Raw genomic sequence first — 17,708 nt, 5'->3', positions numbered from 1 at the left:
CCATAGCGCTATGACACGTGACACCGTCAACCGCCTTTGCGCCGATCATGCAGGTGCCACGCTTGATCACAAGCTGGGCGACGGCCATGACAGCTGGAAGGTCGGCGGTAAGCTCTTTGCGATTGTTGGCGCTATGGGTGAATCAGTGTCGGTCAAGACGGACAGTGTTGAGACAGCGCAGATGCTCATTGATGCAGGTGCAGCTCAAAAGGCGGCCTATCTGCACAAAAGATGGGTCGCGGTGCCGCTTGACGCCGCTGAGGACGAATTGCGCCACCGCATTCATGTTTCCTACGACATCATCCGCGCGAGCCTGTCGAAAAAGGCCCAAGCCGCTTTGGATCAGGCATAGCTGACGACTTCGATCTCGATCCCGTTGTCTTCGAAAAAGTAGAAACGCCGCCCCGGTTCGTACACCGGCTCTCCGTGCACGGTATAGCCTGCCGCCTCCACCGCCTTGCGGGTCTTTGCAAAATCATCGACGACCACGCCGATGTGGTTCATCCCGCCCTTTACGGACCACCGCCCGTCGCTGGCATCGCCCGACACGCCCCCGTCGGGCTTATAGAGCGACACATAGCTGTCGGTGCTGCCCACGTGGATCATATAGCCGTCTCCCGCAGCGGTTGGCCCCTCCCAACGGATGTGCCAGCCGAAAAGCGTATCAAACAGCGCCGCAGTCTGATGCGGGTCCGCGACCGTGATGTTGATGTGTTCCAAGTTTGCCATTGGATTAGCTCCTCTTTGTAAAGCGTTGCATGATCCGTCCCAAAGGGCCAAGCGCCCGCTGTGGCCTCTCGACGTAAAAGCAGCCGCAATCGACATCATGGCCCCAGCCCAGGCCGTCTCGGGCCAGCGTGACAAGGTGGCGGGGACTGGCGCAGTATTTTTGATTGGCGCGATTTAGCATGATCATCATTCCTCTGGATATTTGTGTGCGAATCCTTTCTCGTTCCTCAAGTGCACTTTAGATCAAGAGGTTTTTGCTATGGCTTCCAAATTACCGTCCCAAGGACTGACCATCGGTGATCTTGCCGCCCGCACAGGGCTGGCTGTCTCGGCCATCCGGTTTTACGAAACCCACGGGATTGTCGCTCCGGTTCGCAATGCAGGTGGGCATCGGCGGTACGGGCGCGCGGATATCCGGCGGCTGTCTTTTACGATGGCTGCAACCGGAATGGGATTTCCGTTGGCCGAAGTGGCTGGTCATCTGACAAAGCTGCCGGCCCATAAGGCCCCCAGCAAAGCCGACTGGGCCCGCATTTCCCAACAGTTCCGCACCAGCATTGACGCGCGCATCGCGGCACTAGAGGCTTTGCGTGACAAGCTGGACGGCTGTATCGGGTGCGGGTGTCTCAGCCTTGATACGTGCCAGCTTTACAATCCCGACGATGTCTTGGGCAAAGACGGCCCCGGCCCTCGTAATTTGCCAATTCCGGCGGGTTGACACTTTGGCCGCGCAGGCGTTTCCCTGCGCCCTATGAAAGCATCACATCGCATATCGCACATCACTGGTGGCGGCTCCGACGGCTGGGGGCTGTTTTACCGTGCCCGCCAGATGGTTGCCGCTGGCCTGCCTGTCACAGAACTGACCATCGGCGAACATGATATCCGGACGCATCCCTCTATTCTGGATGCGATGGATCAGGCCGCGCAAGGCGGGCATACGGGCTATGCCAGCGTGCCGGGCACACACGCATTGCGACAGGCCGTGGCGGACCGGATTGCAAAGCGGACGGGTGTGGCTACCACACCGGATAACATCATGATTACGCCCGGCGGACAGGCGGCCTTGTTTGCCAGCCATCACGCCGTTTGTGACGAAGGTGACCGGGCGCTTTTCATTGATCCCTATTACGCGACCTACCCCGGCACGATCCGCGGTGTGGGTGCCGTGCCAGTGCCAATCGCAGCCACGCCAGACCACGGGTTTCAGCCACAAGCGGCAGATGTCGCGGCGCAGGCAGATGGTGCCAAGTCGCTCCTGATCAATACGCCTAATAACCCCACCGGTGTGATCTACACCTGTGATACGCTGGACGGCATCGCAGAGGTTTGCCGCACGCATGATCTTTGGCTGATTTCGGACGAAGTATACGACACACAGGTCTGGAGCGGCACGCATCTGTCGCCACGCGCCCTGCCCGACATGGCAGACCGCACGCTGGTCGTTGGCTCCATGTCGAAAAGCCACGCCATGACAGGCAGCCGCGTGGGCTGGGTCTGCGGCCCGCCTGACATGATTGCACATCTTACCAATCTTGCGACGCATACCACCTACGGTGTGCCGGGGTTCATTCAGGATGCTGCGACATTCGCCCTCAACGCAGGTCAAGCGCTTGAAGACGAGGTTGGCGCGCCATTTGCCCGCCGCCGCCACCTGACGCTCAAGGCGCTGGAAGGCCAGAACGCTGTGCTTGCGGTTCCCGTGGACGGGGCCATGTACGCCATGCTGGATATCCGCGCGACCGGACAAAGCGGCGAATCCTTTGCCGAGGCGCTTCTGGACGCCGAAAATATTGCCGTGATGCCCGGCGAAAGCTTTGGCAAAGCAGCCGCAGGCCATGTGCGCGTCGCCATGACTGTAGCGGATGACGCCTACACAGCAGCGATCCAACGGATCGTCGCCTTCGCACAGGACCAAGCCGCGAAAAAACAATAAACACCCGAAATCGGGCGGCAGGGCGCAATAGAATCGCCTAGTCTGTTGGCATGTTGTTTGCCTTGCCCGACCCCGAAACGCTGTATGATGCGCTGATTGCCCGCGATCCTGTCTATGACGGACGGGCCTTTGTTGGTGTCGCGACCACCGGCGTCTTTTGCCGTCTGACCTGCCCGGCCCGCAAACCCAAGGCCGAAAACTGCAAATGGTTTGATAGCGCCGCTGATTGTATCACCGCGGGATTTCGGCCCTGCCGGCGTTGTCACCCGCTTGTCACAGCAGGTGCGAGCGATCCGGTGATTGCGACGCTACTGGGCGCTTTGGATACCGCCCCCGACCACCGTTGGTCCGAAGATGATGTCGCACAGCGCGGATTTGACCCCTCGACCGTGCGGCGGGCCTTCAAACGCAGTTTCGGGATGACGTTTCTGGAAATGGCACGGCAGCGCCGTCTGGCCTGTGGCTTTACCACGCTTGGCGATACGGGCCGTGTAATTGATGCGCAACTGGCTGCTGGATTTGACAGCCCGAGCGCGTTTCGGGCCGCCTTTGCCCGCCTTCTTGGTGGTTCTCCCGCGCAGTTTCGCAAGGATGCGCTGCTGCGGGCTGACTGGATCGACACCCCGCTTGGGGCGATGGTGGCTGTCAGCGATGCACACGCGCTGCATTTGCTGGAATTTGCGGATCGCAAGGCGCTGCCAGCCGAATTGAAACGCCTTATCCAAGCGCACCCCTCCGGCATCGGATTGGGGCGGCACAAGCCAACGGATCAAGTCGAAGCCGAACTGGCTGCCTATTTTGCGGGACAGGATGCCCGGTTCACAACTCCGCTTGCCAAAGCAGGAAGCAGCTTTACCCGTTCAGTCTGGGACTATTTGCGCACCATCCCCGCGGGACAGGTGCGCACCTACGGGCAGATCGCGCAGGACATTGGCCGCCCCACCGCAACACGCGCCGTTGCGCGGGCGAATGGTGCAAACCAGATCGCCATTGTCATCCCATGCCACCGGGTCTTGGGGGCTGACGGCGCCCTGACGGGTTATGGCGGCGGGCTGTGGCGCAAGGATCAACTCATCGCAATTGAAAAGAAATTCGTCTGAAAGGACCTGACCATGACCCATATTGCCGAAACATTCCGTGCGCTTCACGTGCCAGGACGCCCGTTTATTCTGGCCAACGTCTGGGACGCTGGCACAGCCAAAATGCTCCAGTCGCTTGGCGCGCAGGCATTGGCCACATCTTCGGCCGCCCACGCCTATGTGCTGGGGCGCCCGGATGGCGGCACCCTGACGCGGGACGAGGCATTGTCACATGCCGAAGACATCGTGCGTGCCACAAACCTGCCTGTGCAGGGGGATTTCGAAAACGGCTTTGGCGATGATCCGGAAACCTGTGCCGAAACAGTCCGTCTTGCGGCTGAGGTCGGGCTTGCCGGCATATGCATTGAAGACACGGCGCTGCCAGCGCAGACACCCTATGATGCGAAGCTGAGCGTTGAGCGGATCAGGGCCGCTGCCGCGGCAGCCAAGGCGTTACCCCATGATTTTGTGCTGACGGCCCGCGCCGACGGGATCATGACCGGCGGCTATGACATTGATGAGGCCATCGCCCGCTGCACAGCCTTTGCCGACGCGGGTGCTGATGCGGTCTATGCGCCGCTCCCCAATTCCATGGACGATCTGGCAAAGCTTTGCGCTGCGGTTCCGGTGCCCGTGAACGCGTTGGTCGCGGGTCGGTACACGGCACAGACGCTTGCCGAATTTGCCGATGCAGGGGTCGCGCGCCTGTCGCTCGGCTCTGCCCTTGCCCGCACGGTGCATAAAACGATCTACGATGCGGCCACTGAAATGTTCGAAAAAGGCACGTTTACCCGACTTGGCAAAGGCATTTCCGGTGATATCGTGGATGGATTATTACAAAAGGAATAAGTCCATGCGTATTTCAGCGTGCATTTTGGCGGCGGCCTTTGTGGGGTTCGCCGTCCAAGCGTCAGCCCAGATCTTTCCGGAACCCGCTTCCCAGACCGTTAACGATTTTGCCGATATGCTGTCGGACGAAGCAGAAGCACGGATCACCGAAACGCTGAGCGATCTTGAGACCGATACAGGCGCGCAGGCCACTATCGTCACGCTGTCATCGGTGCAGTTTTATGCCAACGATATGACTGTGCCGGATTATGCCACAGCGCTTTTTAATGAATGGGGCATCGGTAACGCGGATGATGGCGATGGCGTGCTTTTGCTGGTGTTCCGCGATGACAGGCAACTGCGGCTGGAAACGGGTGCGGCCTACGACGCTGATGCGCAAGACCGCGCGCAGAGCATCATCTCTGAGGTCATAATTCCAGAGTTTCAGAACGATAACTTCGAAGCCGGTATCGAGGCTGGCGCGACCGCAATCGCGGAACGTCTGGTGCGCAATACCACTGTGACTGATCCCGCATTGAGCGGCGATGACCAAACAGACGGTGAAGGTGGTGGGAACGTGCTCTGGTACATTCTGGGCGGTATCGGTGCTGTGATCGCGGCGGCGGTCGCATGGGGTCGGATGCAGGCCGCTAAGCTGGCAGCCACCCCATGCCCTGCCTGTGGCAAAACCGAGCTAAGCAAAGAGCGCGTCGTTTTGCAGGATGCCACGCTTGAAGCGCAGGGCCACGGCGAAGTCCGCACCATCTGCGGAGCCTGCGGTCATACCACAGCCGAGCCCTTCACCCTGTCAAAGAAAACGCCGCCGAAATCCGATGATCCGGATTTCGACGGCGGAAAATCTGACGGGGGCGGCGCATCCGGTAAGTGGTAGCACCTCCCGCGTGTCATTAGTTTAGAAGTTGTATGACACGCGCAGGCTTGCTGTCAGTGCGCTGACATCGCTGCCGCCGTTGAAGTCATTGAACTCGTGTTGCAGCACTTCGCCGCCAACGGTGATGCTGTCGGTGACCGCATAATCGACACCGGCACCATAGAAATAGCCATTGTCATCAATGTCAGCGTCACCCGCCGATACAGTTGCCTGCGCATAACCTGCTGTCACGTAGGGCAAGAACACGCCCGCGTCATAACCCGCACGTGCTTTGGCACGCAGCACGTTTTCAAAGTCGAGCCCGGATGTGTCGTCATCAATCTGACCAAAGGTGCCTTCAAGCTCGGCACCGATCACGTAAGATCCCAGATCGTAGTTGTAACCGGCATGGCCGCTGTAGATCGTGCCGCTGAAATCATCGCCAAGGCCGTCGCCTTCAAGCTGACCGTAACCCAGCGAGCCACCGACATAAAAACCGGTCCAGTCGCGTCCTGTTGGTGCAACGTAGACGGGGGCCGGTGCAACGGCTACGGGTGCGATGGCTGGCTCTGCGAGACCGCCAGCCTGTGCTGTGACGCCTGCGAATGCTGCCGGAATTGCGACCACTGCTGCCCGCGTGAATTTGTTGAATGTCGACATGATATGTCTCCTTTATTGTTCGTTACGGCTTGTTAACTACGCCCGTCGGGTTTTCGTTCAACGTCACGCACCGAAACTTGGCGACAGTCTGCCGGATCACCGTGATGTCGGCTGAAAGACGCCAGTTTTGCGGTCTTTCAGGGCAATTCTCACGCAAAAGTTTCTTTTTCCACCGCATCCCGAAAGCGACATCCCGTCGCTATTGGGCAAGACCGGCAGTCTAAATTCCGCATTATTTTCCTTGTCTGCGCGGGAGGCCAGACGATGAAAGGATCGCTCATGCGCCCTGAAAACGCGATTGCGACACGGGTTTTTCGCACCATTGGCGCGCGGCGCGGACGTGCTGCACGCGGGCGTCCGTCCTGATCTGAAACCCCTCGTTTTCAGACCATCAGGAGCACTTTGCAAAATGACCGATACCACGTTGAACGCCCCGTCCTCACCCATCGGACGCCCGTCCCGCTCAGGTGGGCGTGCGGCCCGCCATGCCATGCGCGCAGCCCCGCTGAGTGACGACAAACGGCCCATCCGCCCCGGCATGTCTGGCGGCACCTTCCGCCCTTTGTCCGATGCCGATGTCGCACGTATCCACGAAGCCGCGCTGACTGCGCTTGAAGACATCGGGCTGGCCGACGCACCGCCAAGCGGCGTTGCTGCCATGACAGCGGCTGGTGCGCTCTTGGGCGACGATGGGCGCTTGCGCTTTCCACGGGCCTTGGTGGAAGACATGCTGGCCATCGCGGCGCGCAATATCACCCTGCACGGCCGCGATCCGCAGTTTGACCTGCATTTGTCAGGAACCAACGTCCATTATGGCACGGCAGGTGCTGCGGTTCATATGGTAGACGCCCACGGACGCGAATATCGTGAAAGCACCCTCAAAGACCTGCATGACGCGGCGCGGTTGGTGCAAAATCTGGACAACATCCACTTTCTGCAACGCCCGCTCGTGGCCCGTGATATTCTTGATAACTGCGAGATGGACTACAACACTGTCTATGCAAGTTGCTCGGGCACGATGAAACACATCGGGACATCGTTCACCGAGATTGATTTTGTACATCCGGCAGTCGAGATGCTGCACATGATCGCAGGCGGTGAAGCTGCATGGCGCGCGCGTCCATTTCTGAGCAATTCAAATTGCTTTGTTGTGCCGCCGATGAAATTTGCCACCGAAAGCTGTCTGGTGATGGAAGGCTGCATTGCCGCTGGCATGCCGGTGCTGCTTTTGTCGGCAGGGCAAGCCGGTGCCACGGCCCCTGCCCCCATCGCCGGAGCCATTGTGCAAGCCGTCGCGGAATGTCTGGCAGGCGTGGTTTATGTAAATTCGATTGCACCCGGCCATCCGGCGATTTTTGGCACATGGCCATTTGTATCGGACCTTCGGACCGGTGCGATGTCCGGCGGATCAGGCGAACAGGCGCTGCTGACTGCCGGTTGCGCCCAAATGCACCAGTTTTACGGCCTGCCAGGTGGCGCTGCGGCAGGGATCGCCGATGCTAAGCTGCCTGATATGCAGGCTGGCTGGGAACAGATGTGTTCCAATGTCATGGCCGGATTGTCCGGGCTAAACATGGTCTATGAGGCGGCTGGCATGCATGCCTCACTTCTTGGGTTCTGTCTGGAGTCGCTCGTGCTGGGCGACGATCTTTTGGGACAGGCGATGCGCTGCGTGCGCGGGATCGAGGTCAATGACGACACCATCGGGCTTGAGACGATGCGTGACACCTGTATCGGCGGGCCGGGCCACTATCTTGGGTCCGATCAGACGCTGGGGTTGATGGAGACTGAATATGTCTATCCCGTGGTATCAGACCGGACATCACCCAAGGAATGGGACGAAAAAGGTAAACCTGATTTGCTGACCGAGGCCACGGCACGGAAAGATGCCATTCTGGCGGGTCCGTCTGCCGCAGCATTTGACCCGCAGCTTGATGCTGCGATCCGTGCGCGCTTCAAAATCCACCTGCCAACCGGAGACTGACCCGTCTGCTATCGGCAACTCTCAGACCGCAAGAAGCGACGGGTCCGGCGTGCTCAGGATACCGCCCGACACGGCGGCCCGCACGCCGGTTGTGCCAGCACAAGACGTCGGCAAACCACGCGCGACGCGCACAGCCAGATAGGCAAAGGCCTGCGCTTCAAGCATGTCGCCGTCCAGACCGACCTCCTCAACCGTGCGCACCGGACACGCCAGCGCGTCACGCAGCATCGCCATCAATGTCGGGTTTTGACGCCCGCCACCGGTGACAAGCACTTCGGACGGGGCTGTAGGACAGTGCTGCATCCCCTGTGCGACGCTCATCGCGATGGCGGCTGTCAGGGTGGCGGCGGCATCGGCTGTGGCCAATGGCTCGACGGCGGCCACCAGATTTGCGAAAGCGTCGCGGTCCAGCGACTTGGGCGGCATCACTGTAAAGAAGCTGTGGCGCAAAAACTGCGCGATGATCGCGTCATCAACCACGCCTGACGCAGCCATTGCACCATCCTTGTCGTAGGCTTGTCCCGTGCGGTCCTTCATCAGGTCATTGAGCGGCGCATTTGCCGGACCGGTATCAAACGCCAGCAAAGCCCCTTCGGTTTCGGGGGCCGGTTGGCGCGGGTCGATCCACGTCAGATTACCAACGCCACCCAGATTGAGAAATGCAACCGGCTGGTCGGCCTTCATCCATTTGGCAAGCGCGAAGTGATAGAACGGGGCCAGTGGCGCGCCCTGCCCGCCCATCTCGATATCGGAACTGCGGAAATCCCAGATCACAGGCACCCCCAGAACCTGTGCGAGCACCGCGCCATCGCCGCATTGGTGTGTGCGTCCGTTCGCCGGATCATGGGCCAAGGTCTGACCATGAAACCCGATCAACTGCGCTTCGGTAAAGCCTGACAGTGTCTGCGCATGGACCGTCTCGATCAGCTCTGCGACATCGACCAGACCGGGACCGGGCCACTGGCCCAATGCACCGCGCAATATCTGTTGTTCGTCCGCCGAATACGGACGGTAGGCGGTAGGGCCAAATGCGATGATCTGGTGCCCGTCTGTCACAATCTGGGCTGCATCCACACCATCAAGCGATGTGCCTGACATCGCCCCCGCAACTGTCACCGGTCCTTTGTCCAACATGGTCTTTCCCTTGCGGCTGCGCATGGCTATAGACTGCACCGACCAACCGTCAGGAACAAGCCAATGACCTACCACCCCAAGTCCGAATTTATCGCGATCATGATAGAGCGTGGCTTTCTGGCCGACTGCACCGATTATCAGGGGCTGGATGATGCGTTTTCGCGGGGCACGGTGCCCGCCTATATCGGCTATGATGCGACAGCCAAATCACTGCACGTGGGTCACCTGATGAACATCATGGTGCTGCGCTGGCTGCAAAAATGCGGGCACAAGCCGATCACCCTGATGGGCGGCGGCACCACAAAGGTTGGCGATCCATCCTTTCGCGCAGATGAGCGCCCGCTGCTGGATGATGCCGCTATTCAGGCCAATATCGACGGCATGCAAAAGGTTTTCGCGAAATACCTCAGCTATGGTGACGGCGATGCAGATGCCTTGATGCTGAATAACGCGGAGTGGCTGGACGGGCTGAACTACTTGTCATTCCTGCGCGATATCGGACGGCACTTTAGCGTGAACCGGATGCTGTCGTTTGAAAGCGTGAAATCGCGGCTGGATCGCGAACAATCGCTGTCATTCCTCGAATTCAACTACATGATCCTGCAGGCCTACGACTTTCTCGAGTTGAACCGCCGCTATGGCTGCCTTTTGCAGATGGGCGGATCGGATCAGTGGGGCAATATCGTCAACGGGATCGACCTCACGCGACGCGTTCTGGATCACGAGATTTACGGCCTGACGACCCCGCTTTTGACCACAAGTGATGGCCGCAAAATGGGCAAAAGTCAGGGTGGTGCGATCTGGCTGAACGGCGATATGCTTAGCCCTTACGAATTCTGGCAATTCTGGCGCAACACCACAGACGCCGACACAGGCAAGTTCCTCAAGATTTTCACCGAACTGCCGGTGGAAGAATGTGACCGTCTGGGCGCTTTGGAAGGGTCCGAGATCAACGCGGCCAAAATCATTCTGGCCAATGAGGTCACGACCCTGCTGCACGGCGCCGAAGCCGCACAGGCAGCCGAGGCCACTGCGCGTGAAGTATTTGAAAAAGGCGGCGTGGGCGATGACCTGCCCACCCTGACACTTTCGCCTGCCGATCTAGGCGGCGGGCTTTCTATTGTGCAGGCGCTGGTGAAATCCGGTCTTGCGGGCAGCGGGAAAGAGGCCAAGCGCCTGATCGCTGAGAATGGCGCACGTCTGAACGACGCGCCCTTGACCGATGCAGGACTGATGTTGACCGCAGACGCGCTGGCACAGCCGGTCAAACTGTCAGCAGGCAAAAAACGGCACGCACTGATCCAGCTTGGCTAGAACGCCAAGGTCAGAACGATCCAGACCGGAACGCTGACCGCGCTTGCAATGATAAAAAGTGCGAGCACGGTCAGGCGCGGTGGTTTGGCTGTCACGCCATACACTGAATTCTTTTTCGTCATGGTGCCAAGTTTACCGGCTGTTAGGTTTCCAATGGCTTAACGCTGTTATGAAACACGCCGTTCTGACAACTGGGCAGCCGCTCCAACAGCACCCGACATTTGCCGCAGCGCTTCACCACTGTGGCGTGATCGTCGAAAATGAGGGCTGCATCATCACCGCGCAGGATTATGGACCGCTTGGACAGTTGCGTCTGGTCACACGTGGTCCCGCTTGGCACCCCGACCCTGCCGCGCGTTTAGCGGACTATCAGGCCCTGAGGGATCATAAAGTGCGTATCCTCAACGCGGAACATGGCGATCCGGCACTTTTAAAAGCAGCCGGCTTTCGGCAGATCATGACACCCGCCACCATCGCCGAGAGGCACCTTAGCGATCCTGATCTTGCAGACGGAATGCAGCAAAAGTGGCGCAATCGGTGGCGCAAAGCGGAAAATAATCCGCCGCGCGTGCAACACCGCGGATTTCGCCCCGCGCAGGACGGTTGGCTTCTGGATGCCGATGCAGCACAGCAAAAGGCCAAGCGGTTTCGCAATTACCCACGGGCGCTGACATCGGCGTATGTCGCGCAAGGGGCCGATGCGTCGCGCCTGTTCATCGCGCATAGCAAAGACGGACCTGCTGCCGCTTTGCTATTTTTGCATCACAAACCACGTGCAACCTACCACATCGGTTGGGCAAACACGGAGGCGCGCAAAAGCAACTGGCACGCGCTGCTGATGACGCACGCGATGACCTATTACCAACAGCACGGATATGCCTGCCTTGATTTGGGACGGATCGACACCCTGAACGCCCCGCATCTGGCGCGTTTCAAGCTGGGATCGGGCGCGGTTGCACGGCCTTTAGGGGGTACGTGGCTGCGGTTGGGTCTGTAGCCGATTGCAGCGGGGCCAGCTATTTTTATCATTGGGCATGGCACCATGCGCCGTGATCGTGCAAGTTTCGGCCAAACACCCACGTGTACAGGACCCAAACCATGACCGAATTTGTCGTTTACGATGTCTTCACAGACCATGCATTCGGCGGCAACCAGCTTGCGATAATTCCGGACGCCACCACCCTGCCCGAGGATCAACTGCAAAAGATCGCGCGCGAATTCAACTTCTCGGAAACAGTGTTTCTGTATCCACCTCAAGACGCTGCCAATACCGCGTGCGTGCGTATATTCACGCCAACCACCGAAGTCCCGTTTGCGGGCCACCCGACCATTGGCACGATCATCGCACTGACAGATACAGGTCATGGACCGGCCATGACACTGGAACTGGGTATCGGCCCGCTTGCCTGTCAGGTTGACGACGGTGTTGCGTCCTTTGTGACCACCGCCCCGCTTGAGCGGCTGGCAAAGCCGTCACCCGATCTCGTCGCGCGGGCGCTAGGGCTGACGCCTGATGATCTTGACCAGTCGGCACATGCGCCTGTGCAAGCGTCCCTTGGATTGCCCTTTGTCATTGTGGCCCTGCGGGATCGTGATGCCTTGCGACGCTGCCAACCTGTTACGGACGCCATTCGCGAAGGGGCGCAATTGCATCCCGCCGGGCTGGATTTTGCGCTATTTGCCTATTGCCGCGACGGCGACACGATCGACGCTCGCATGTTTGCGCCGCTTGACAACATTCCCGAAGATCCCGCCACCGGCAGCGCATCTGCAACCCTTGCCGCACTTCTGACCGAGATCGCACAGACGCCGCTGGCGCTCACGATCCGGCAGGGTGAGGACATGGGCCGCCCCTCGACCATTTTCGCCAAGACGACGTTGCCCGGTCCTGTGTCGGTCACCATTTCAGGCAATGCTGTCAAAACGATGGAGGGGCGTCTTGTCATCTGATTTCACCCCGCTTTTGGCCTATGATATCTGGCCGGACGGCACGGCGACGTTCGCCCCCGACAGCAACCCCGTCCCATGTGAAGGCGCAAGCCTGCGCTGGATGCACACGGACTTGCAGATGCACGGTCTTGCCCAATGGTGCGAAGACAAACTGCCGCCGCTGGCCAGCCGAACACTGCTTGCGGCACGAACCCGGCCGCGTGTGGATACGCACGACGATGGGCTGACAATCACACTGCGCGGGATCAACCTGAACGATGGCGCCGAGGTTGAGGATATGGTGTCGCTTCGCCTGTGGGTCACCGCCGATCTGGTGGTCAGCGTGCGTAAGATGCGGGTTTTTGCGCTGGATGATCTGCGCGACCAGATTGCACAGAATGATGCGCCGCCTACGCCCGCACGCATGATTGCGCGGATCACCGAGAGCCTTGTTGATCGCATCGAAACGGTGTCGCTTGATCTTGAGGATCGCGCAAGCGACATGGAAATCACGGTTTATGATCAGGGCGATTCCCCCCCGCCGCAACTTGCCCGCTTGCGGCGCTCTGTCATCACGCTACGCCGTCACATCGGCCCGCTGTCAGAGGCATTGGCCGATCTTGCGCGGGTCGAAACACCCCTGATCGAAAAAGGGTTTCGCAACCGCCTGCGCCACACGGCAAACCGCGCCAAACGGTCGGTCGATGAAGTGCACGAGGTCGCAGATCGCCTGAACGCACTGTCCGATCATATTGACCTGCATCTGGAAGGACGTTTGGCCCGCAACAGCTATGTCCTATCCGTCATTGCTGCAATTTTCCTGCCGCTGGGATTTCTGACGGGCGTATTCGGGGTCAATGTCGCAGGCATGCCCGGCACCGAGAACCCGCAAGCCTTTGCAATCCTGTGCGGTGCGATGGTGGGACTGGGCGTACTGGTCTATTTGGTATTGCGGATCATCAAATGGTTTTGACCCGGTACGGGTTTTGCGCCGTGCGGTGCACGCCGCCCGGGGGCGGACGGCTGCGCCGTCCGCTGATTTGAGTATTTTTGGCAAAATGATGCATCGCCCGACACTGGAAATTCGCGGTGTGCGCCGCTAGAAGGCGAATACTGTCAAAGGGAGCCGGAAAGCAGCATGGCCAAGTCAATTCTTGCACGGTGCGAAGCCCAAGGACTGCGGATGACCGAACAGCGGCGCACGATTGCCGCTGTGCTGGAAGCGGCTGACGACCATCCTGATGTGGAAGAGCTGTATCACCGCGCCTCTGCCGTTGATCCGCGTATATCGTTGGCAACGGTGTATCGCACTGTAAAGCTTCTGGAAGAAACAGATATTCTGGACAAACACGAGTTTGGTGACGGGCGCGCGCGATATGAAACGGCGGACCGCGAACATCACGACCATCTGATCGACGTGAACTCTGGCGAAGTGGTCGAATTTTTTGACGCCGACATCGAGGCGCTTCAGGAAAAGATCGCTGCCAAGCTGGGATATCAGCTTCGCGGACACCGGCTTGAACTCTACGGCGTTCCGCTGAAGAAAACCTAGAAGACTGTAGGCAAAAGCGGCGTGAATTCGGCGGCGGACACGTGTCCTGCGATGGCTGTGGCAATGGCCCATCCCACAACAATTACTGCAAATTTCATAACAATCTCCCCAGATCAAAGTGCTGTATCAATGCCTCCAGTCTGCGGCGATCTGTGCAATCCGCCAAGGCGGGTATTCCTGACCTGTTTTCATTCCCGCAAGGACGCGTTAGGCGGGACGTGCAGGCAAGCAGCAAGGGCAGCGCATGGACAATCTTCGCGGCAGTATCCTGATGGTTCTGGCCATGCTGGGCTTTGCGGTCGAGGACATGCTGATTAAGCAGATGGCCGGCGGGATGCCTGTGGGTCAGGTGTTGATCCTGCTGGGCCTTGGCGGTGCAACGATTTTCGGGACATTGGCCAAGCTGAAGGGCGACGTGCTGTGGTCACCGGTGATCTGGCATCCGGCCATGATCGTGCGCAACTTTTGCGAGTTTATCGGCACGATGGGGTTTATCGCCGCCATTGCGCTGACGCCAATTTCGACCGCGTCGGCCATTTTGCAGGCCACGCCGCTGGTGGTGACACTGGGTGCTGCCGCCTTTCTGGGCGAAACCGTCGGCTGGCGGCGCTGGATGGCGATCCTGATCGGTCTGGCAGGCGTTTTGCTGATTATCCGCCCTGGAATGGACGGCTTTGACGCCAAATCGCTGCTTGCGGTTGTGGGTGTGCTTGGGCTGGCGGGGCGTGATCTTGCCACGCGGCGGTTGCCCGCTGCCACATCGTCTCGGCAGATCTCGTTTTATGCTTTTGTTGCGGCCATGGCGACTGGCTGCGTTCTGCTATGGCTCGGCGTTACGGGTGATCGCGTTGTTATGCCTGGGCCCGTGGACAGTTTGCGGCTGATCGCCGGTATCATCATCGGCGTGCTGGCCTATTATGCCATCGTCGCAGCCACGCGGATCGGCGATTTGTCGATCGTGGCCCCGTTCCGCTATTCCCGTCTTGTCTTTGCCCTGATCATCGGCGTGCTCGCCTTTGGTGAACGCCCCGACGCGCTGACCCTGCTGGGCGCATTTATCATTGTCGCCTCTGGCATATACACCCTGATGCGCGAGGCACGCTTGCGCCGCGCTTCCCAAGCCCCGCAACCCACGTTATAGACCAACTGATACCGCTAACATCAAAGCAGGAGCCCATATTATGAGCACGATTATCGACATTCACGCACGCGAAATTCTTGACAGCCGTGGCAACCCCACCGTCGAGGTTGATGTCGTGCTGGAAGACGGCACCATGGGACGCGCCGCTGTGCCATCAGGCGCATCAACAGGCGCACACGAGGCTGTCGAAAAGCGTGATGGCGACAAAGGCCGTTATATGGGCAAAGGCGTGCAGCAAGCGGTTGAGGCCGTGAATGGCGAGATTGCAGAGGCCCTACTTGGTTACGAGGCGACAGAGCAGGTCAGCATCGACATGGCGATGATCGAACTGGACGGCACGCCAAACAAGGGCCGTCTTGGCGCAAACGCGATCCTTGGCGTTTCGCTAGCCGTGGCCAAGGCCGCTGCCGAATATACCGCGCAGCCGCTTTACCGCTACATCGGTGGCACATCCGCGCGCACCCTGCCCGTGCCGATGATGAACATCATCAACGGTGGCGAGCATGCCGACAACCCGATCGACATTCAGGAATTCATGATCATGCCCGTTGCGGCAGAGAACGTGAAAGAGGCGATCCGCATGGGCGCCGAAGTGTTCCACACCCTGAAAAAAGAGCTGTCTGCGGCAGGCCACAACACGGGTATCGGTGACGAAGGCGGCTTTGCCCCGAACCTGAGCTCTACCCGCGATGCGCTTGATTTCATTATGAAGTCTATCGAAAAGGCAGGCTACAAGCCCGGTGAGGAGATCTATCTCGCTCTCGATTGCGCGGCGACGGAATACTACAAAGACGGCAAGTACGAGATGAAGGGCGAAGGCAAATCGCTGACGTCGGAAGAGAACGCCGATTACCTGGCGCAATTGGCCAGCGACTACCCGATCATCAGCATCGAAGACGGCATGTCAGAGGATGACTGGGACGGCTGGAAGATGCTGACAGACAAGATCGGCGACAAGGTGCAACTGGTGGGTGACGATCTCTTTGTGACCAACCCTGCCCGGCTTGCTGATGGTATCGCCAAAGGCAGTGCCAACTCCATGCTGGTGAAAGTAAACCAGATCGGGTCGCTGACCGAAACCTTGCAGGCCGTCGACATGGCGCACCGCGCAAAGTTTACCAACGTGATGTCACACCGCTCTGGCGAGACCGAAGATGCGACGATTGCCGACCTGGCTGTGGCGACCAACTGCGGTCAGATCAAAACCGGCTCGCTGTCACGCTCGGACCGGCTGGCAAAGTATAACCAGCTGATCCGTATTGAGGAATTGCTGGGCGAGACAGCCGTTTACGCGGGTCGCTCCATCCTTAAGGGGTAAGGCGTGACGGCTGACGACATCATCGAAAAACTGGACCTCGCCCCCCATCCGGAGGGCGGGTTCTATCGTCAGACGTGGATTGCCGACAATGACGGGCGGCCCACGGGCACCGCAATCTATTTCCTGCTGCGCGACGGCGGAGCAAGCCATTGGCACACCGTTGATGCGGCAGAAATCTGGTTCTATCACGCGGGCGCACCGCTGATCCTGTCAGTCTCTCAAACCGACGTTGGTCCCGCACAAGATATCACGCTTGGCCCCGATCTGCTGTCGGGTCAGCAGCCGCAAGGCATCGTGCCAACCGGCCATTGGCAAGCGGCGCGCACGACCGGCGACTGGACGCTGGTCAGTTGCACCGTGTCACCGGGGTTTGATTTTGCAGGCTTCAAACTCGCGCCAGAAGGCTTTGATATCCCACGTCATTCAGCGTAGAAAACGCCGCGCTCACTGTATAGTGTCACGCCGAGGGTGTTGAGATGTTCAAGTCCCAGCACGCCCGTGACTTCCGGATCATCTCCGTCGCGTCCGCCAACAACGCCTTCGAAAACTCCGTTGGACGGGCGCGTTGTGAGGAATGCAAAATCGCTCAAGGGTGAACGAACCTGCGTTGACGCACCGCTCAGACTTCCCACAAATACGCCGTTGTTAGCCACATTGGCGTCTGTAATTGTGAGGTCGGACAGGTTCAGCGTTCGTGAAGGCGCCCCGACCCTGCTCTCGATCCGGTTGGTGATCATGGCGTCGATCCCGTCACCTTCAAGATCAATGTCCAGTTCCACATCACCGCTGACGGTGCTGTGCACGCCTTGTACGCCGCTTTGTCCAAGATCGCGGATCAGCATACCCGCGTAACGCCCTGTAAGTGATGCTGACGTGTCGGCGGCCAGTGTGTAAGGCGTAGTGCGGCCATAGATACCGCCGTAATTGCCCCGCGCACTAAATTGGTCACCAGCCGTATAAAAAGCAAACGTCTGCACACGGTTGGCCCGCGCGGTCAGATAGCCTGTGGAACCCCGCAAAACCCGCGCGGCGCTTGACCCGTCACCCACACGCGGATCGGTTGAGCGCGATACGTTCACGCCATTCAATTCAACCAGATCATCTGGGGCGTCGGGATCAAACGTCAGACGGTTATCGTTGACGGTAAAGGTGATCGGATCCAGCATGAATTGCTCCCCAACGTCCGGCCCCGTTGACGCCCCACCGCAAGCTGCCAATCCGGCCAGCGCTGCCATC

At 59.3% G+C, this 17,708-nt stretch carries 20 protein-coding genes; 15 read left to right on the top strand and 5 right to left on the bottom strand.

Annotated elements, in window-relative coordinates:
• The first annotated feature begins 10 nt into the window (after nt 1-10).
• On the top strand, nt 11-352 hold the full coding sequence (locus V8J84_RS12555) for an MmcQ/YjbR family DNA-binding protein (RefSeq protein WP_339931630.1): 342 nt from the start codon (nt 11-13) through the stop codon (nt 350-352).
• Here V8J84_RS12555 and V8J84_RS12550 read toward each other — a convergent pair.
• Nucleotides 343-729 carry a VOC family protein gene (locus tag V8J84_RS12550; protein ID WP_339931628.1) on the bottom strand — a complete coding sequence of 129 codons (387 nt, stop codon included), beginning with the start codon at nt 727-729 and terminating at the stop codon, nt 343-345. The two genes, V8J84_RS12555 and V8J84_RS12550, sit on opposite strands and share 10 nt — an antisense overlap.
• Nucleotides 730-988: 259 nt before the next feature.
• On the opposite strand from V8J84_RS12550, the gene soxR reads away from it, so the two are divergent.
• Genes soxR through V8J84_RS12525 form a run of 5 tightly spaced genes read left to right on the top strand, consistent with a single transcriptional unit; the run spans nt 989 to nt 5,461 of the window.
• Nucleotides 989-1,447, top strand: a complete 459-nt coding sequence (gene soxR, locus V8J84_RS12545) for a redox-sensitive transcriptional activator SoxR (protein WP_339931626.1) — start codon at nt 989-991, stop codon at nt 1,445-1,447.
• A gap of 33 nt (nt 1,448-1,480) precedes the next feature.
• Complete coding sequence (locus V8J84_RS12540) at nt 1,481-2,662, top strand: pyridoxal phosphate-dependent aminotransferase (RefSeq protein ID WP_339931624.1); 1,182 nt, start codon at nt 1,481-1,483, stop codon at nt 2,660-2,662.
• Nucleotides 2,663-2,712: 50 nt separating this feature from the next.
• Complete coding sequence (locus tag V8J84_RS12535) at nt 2,713-3,762, top strand: bifunctional transcriptional activator/DNA repair enzyme AdaA (RefSeq protein ID WP_339931622.1); 1,050 nt, start codon at nt 2,713-2,715, stop codon at nt 3,760-3,762.
• Nucleotides 3,763-3,774: 12 nt separating this feature from the next.
• Nucleotides 3,775-4,590 (top strand): isocitrate lyase/PEP mutase family protein, encoded by an 816-nt coding sequence (locus tag V8J84_RS12530; protein ID WP_339931620.1) that lies wholly within the window; start codon nt 3,775-3,777, stop codon nt 4,588-4,590.
• Nucleotides 4,591-4,594: 4 nt separating this feature from the next.
• A complete protein-coding gene (locus V8J84_RS12525) occupies nt 4,595-5,461 on the top strand; it encodes a TPM domain-containing protein (protein WP_339931618.1) in 867 nt (288 codons plus the stop codon).
• Nucleotides 5,462-5,482: 21 nt separating this feature from the next.
• Here V8J84_RS12525 and V8J84_RS12520 read toward each other — a convergent pair whose 3' ends face one another.
• Nucleotides 5,483-6,100 (bottom strand): outer membrane protein, encoded by a 618-nt coding sequence (locus tag V8J84_RS12520; RefSeq protein ID WP_339931616.1) that lies wholly within the window; start codon nt 6,098-6,100, stop codon nt 5,483-5,485.
• Nucleotides 6,101-6,509: 409 nt separating this feature from the next.
• On the opposite strand from V8J84_RS12520, the gene V8J84_RS12515 reads away from it, so the two are divergent.
• Complete coding sequence (locus tag V8J84_RS12515; RefSeq protein WP_339931614.1) at nt 6,510-8,084, top strand: trimethylamine methyltransferase family protein; 1,575 nt, start codon at nt 6,510-6,512, stop codon at nt 8,082-8,084.
• Nucleotides 8,085-8,105: 21 nt separating this feature from the next.
• Here the strand turns inward: V8J84_RS12515 and V8J84_RS12510 are convergent, their stop codons facing one another.
• Nucleotides 8,106-9,218, bottom strand: a complete 1,113-nt coding sequence (locus V8J84_RS12510; protein ID WP_339931612.1) for an anhydro-N-acetylmuramic acid kinase — start codon at nt 9,216-9,218, stop codon at nt 8,106-8,108.
• Nucleotides 9,219-9,281: 63 nt separating this feature from the next.
• On the opposite strand from V8J84_RS12510, the gene tyrS reads away from it, so the two are divergent.
• On the top strand, nt 9,282-10,532 hold the full coding sequence (gene tyrS, locus V8J84_RS12505) for a tyrosine--tRNA ligase (protein WP_339931610.1): 1,251 nt from the start codon (nt 9,282-9,284) through the stop codon (nt 10,530-10,532).
• On the opposite strand, the gene V8J84_RS12500 is transcribed toward tyrS, so the two are convergent.
• On the bottom strand, nt 10,529-10,654 hold the full coding sequence (locus V8J84_RS12500; protein ID WP_339931608.1) for a hypothetical protein: 126 nt from the start codon (nt 10,652-10,654) through the stop codon (nt 10,529-10,531). The two genes, tyrS and V8J84_RS12500, sit on opposite strands and share 4 nt — an antisense overlap.
• 47 nt (nt 10,655-10,701) lie before the next feature.
• On the opposite strand from V8J84_RS12500, the gene V8J84_RS12495 reads away from it, so the two are divergent.
• The 7 genes from V8J84_RS12495 (at nt 10,702) to V8J84_RS12465 (ending at nt 16,904) form a co-directional block, all read left to right on the top strand.
• A complete protein-coding gene (locus V8J84_RS12495; RefSeq protein ID WP_339931606.1) occupies nt 10,702-11,529 on the top strand; it encodes a GNAT family N-acetyltransferase in 828 nt (275 codons plus the stop codon).
• A gap of 101 nt (nt 11,530-11,630) precedes the next feature.
• Nucleotides 11,631-12,482, top strand: coding sequence for a PhzF family phenazine biosynthesis protein (locus tag V8J84_RS12490; protein WP_339931604.1), 852 nt, complete (start codon nt 11,631-11,633; stop codon nt 12,480-12,482).
• Complete coding sequence (locus V8J84_RS12485; RefSeq protein WP_339931602.1) at nt 12,472-13,434, top strand: zinc transporter ZntB; 963 nt, start codon at nt 12,472-12,474, stop codon at nt 13,432-13,434. Before V8J84_RS12490 ends, V8J84_RS12485 begins: the two co-directional genes overlap by 11 nt.
• Nucleotides 13,435-13,599: 165 nt before the next feature.
• The gene (locus V8J84_RS12480) at nt 13,600-14,013 is read left to right on the top strand and encodes a Fur family transcriptional regulator (RefSeq protein WP_339931600.1); all 414 of its coding nucleotides are present in this window, start codon (nt 13,600-13,602) and stop codon (nt 14,011-14,013) included.
• Nucleotides 14,014-14,257: 244 nt separating this feature from the next.
• Nucleotides 14,258-15,154: a DMT family transporter gene (locus V8J84_RS12475; protein ID WP_339931598.1), complete on the top strand. Its 897-nt coding sequence runs from the start codon at nt 14,258-14,260 to the stop codon at nt 15,152-15,154.
• A gap of 40 nt (nt 15,155-15,194) precedes the next feature.
• A complete protein-coding gene (gene eno / locus V8J84_RS12470) occupies nt 15,195-16,472 on the top strand; it encodes a phosphopyruvate hydratase (RefSeq protein ID WP_339931596.1) in 1,278 nt (425 codons plus the stop codon).
• A gap of 3 nt (nt 16,473-16,475) precedes the next feature.
• Entirely contained in the window at nt 16,476-16,904 is a 429-nt protein-coding gene (locus tag V8J84_RS12465; RefSeq protein ID WP_339931594.1) for a cupin domain-containing protein, read from the top strand.
• Here V8J84_RS12465 and V8J84_RS12460 read toward each other — a convergent pair.
• Nucleotides 16,892-17,707, bottom strand: a complete 816-nt coding sequence (locus tag V8J84_RS12460; protein WP_339931592.1) for a hypothetical protein — start codon at nt 17,705-17,707, stop codon at nt 16,892-16,894. The two genes, V8J84_RS12465 and V8J84_RS12460, sit on opposite strands and share 13 nt — an antisense overlap.
• Nucleotide 17,708: the final 1 nt, after the last annotated feature.

It is taken from the genome of Yoonia sp. 208BN28-4 (genome assembly GCF_037543925.1).
Classification (GTDB): Bacteria; Pseudomonadota; Alphaproteobacteria; order Rhodobacterales; family Rhodobacteraceae; genus Yoonia.
Note: the sequence above shows the minus strand (reverse complement) of the source record. Positions and strands in the feature narration are given on the sequence as shown.

Excerpts from the sequence above, each read along its gene's own strand:
- V8J84_RS12530 (WP_339931620.1), top strand. The coding sequence starts at position 3,775 with ATGACCCATATTGCCGAAACATTCCGTGCGCTTCACGTGCCAGGACGC.
- V8J84_RS12550 (WP_339931628.1), bottom strand. The coding sequence starts at position 729 with ATGGCAAACTTGGAACACATCAACATCACGGTCGCGGACCCGCATCAG.
- V8J84_RS12525 (WP_339931618.1), top strand. The coding sequence starts at position 4,595 with ATGCGTATTTCAGCGTGCATTTTGGCGGCGGCCTTTGTGGGGTTCGCC.
- V8J84_RS12515 (WP_339931614.1), top strand. The coding sequence starts at position 6,510 with ATGACCGATACCACGTTGAACGCCCCGTCCTCACCCATCGGACGCCCG.
- V8J84_RS12460 (WP_339931592.1), bottom strand. The coding sequence starts at position 17,707 with ATGGCAGCGCTGGCCGGATTGGCAGCTTGCGGTGGGGCGTCAACGGGG.
- tyrS (WP_339931610.1), top strand. The coding sequence starts at position 9,282 with ATGACCTACCACCCCAAGTCCGAATTTATCGCGATCATGATAGAGCGT.
- V8J84_RS12520 (WP_339931616.1), bottom strand. The coding sequence starts at position 6,100 with ATGTCGACATTCAACAAATTCACGCGGGCAGCAGTGGTCGCAATTCCG.
- V8J84_RS12480 (WP_339931600.1), top strand. The coding sequence starts at position 13,600 with ATGGCCAAGTCAATTCTTGCACGGTGCGAAGCCCAAGGACTGCGGATG.
- V8J84_RS12510 (WP_339931612.1), bottom strand. The coding sequence starts at position 9,218 with ATGTTGGACAAAGGACCGGTGACAGTTGCGGGGGCGATGTCAGGCACA.
- V8J84_RS12555 (WP_339931630.1), top strand. The coding sequence starts at position 11 with ATGACACGTGACACCGTCAACCGCCTTTGCGCCGATCATGCAGGTGCC.
- soxR (WP_339931626.1), top strand. The coding sequence starts at position 989 with ATGGCTTCCAAATTACCGTCCCAAGGACTGACCATCGGTGATCTTGCC.
- V8J84_RS12535 (WP_339931622.1), top strand. The coding sequence starts at position 2,713 with ATGTTGTTTGCCTTGCCCGACCCCGAAACGCTGTATGATGCGCTGATT.
- V8J84_RS12495 (WP_339931606.1), top strand. The coding sequence starts at position 10,702 with ATGAAACACGCCGTTCTGACAACTGGGCAGCCGCTCCAACAGCACCCG.
- V8J84_RS12475 (WP_339931598.1), top strand. The coding sequence starts at position 14,258 with ATGGACAATCTTCGCGGCAGTATCCTGATGGTTCTGGCCATGCTGGGC.
- V8J84_RS12540 (WP_339931624.1), top strand. The coding sequence starts at position 1,481 with ATGAAAGCATCACATCGCATATCGCACATCACTGGTGGCGGCTCCGAC.
- eno (WP_339931596.1), top strand. The coding sequence starts at position 15,195 with ATGAGCACGATTATCGACATTCACGCACGCGAAATTCTTGACAGCCGT.
- V8J84_RS12490 (WP_339931604.1), top strand. The coding sequence starts at position 11,631 with ATGACCGAATTTGTCGTTTACGATGTCTTCACAGACCATGCATTCGGC.
- V8J84_RS12500 (WP_339931608.1), bottom strand. The coding sequence starts at position 10,654 with ATGACGAAAAAGAATTCAGTGTATGGCGTGACAGCCAAACCACCGCGC.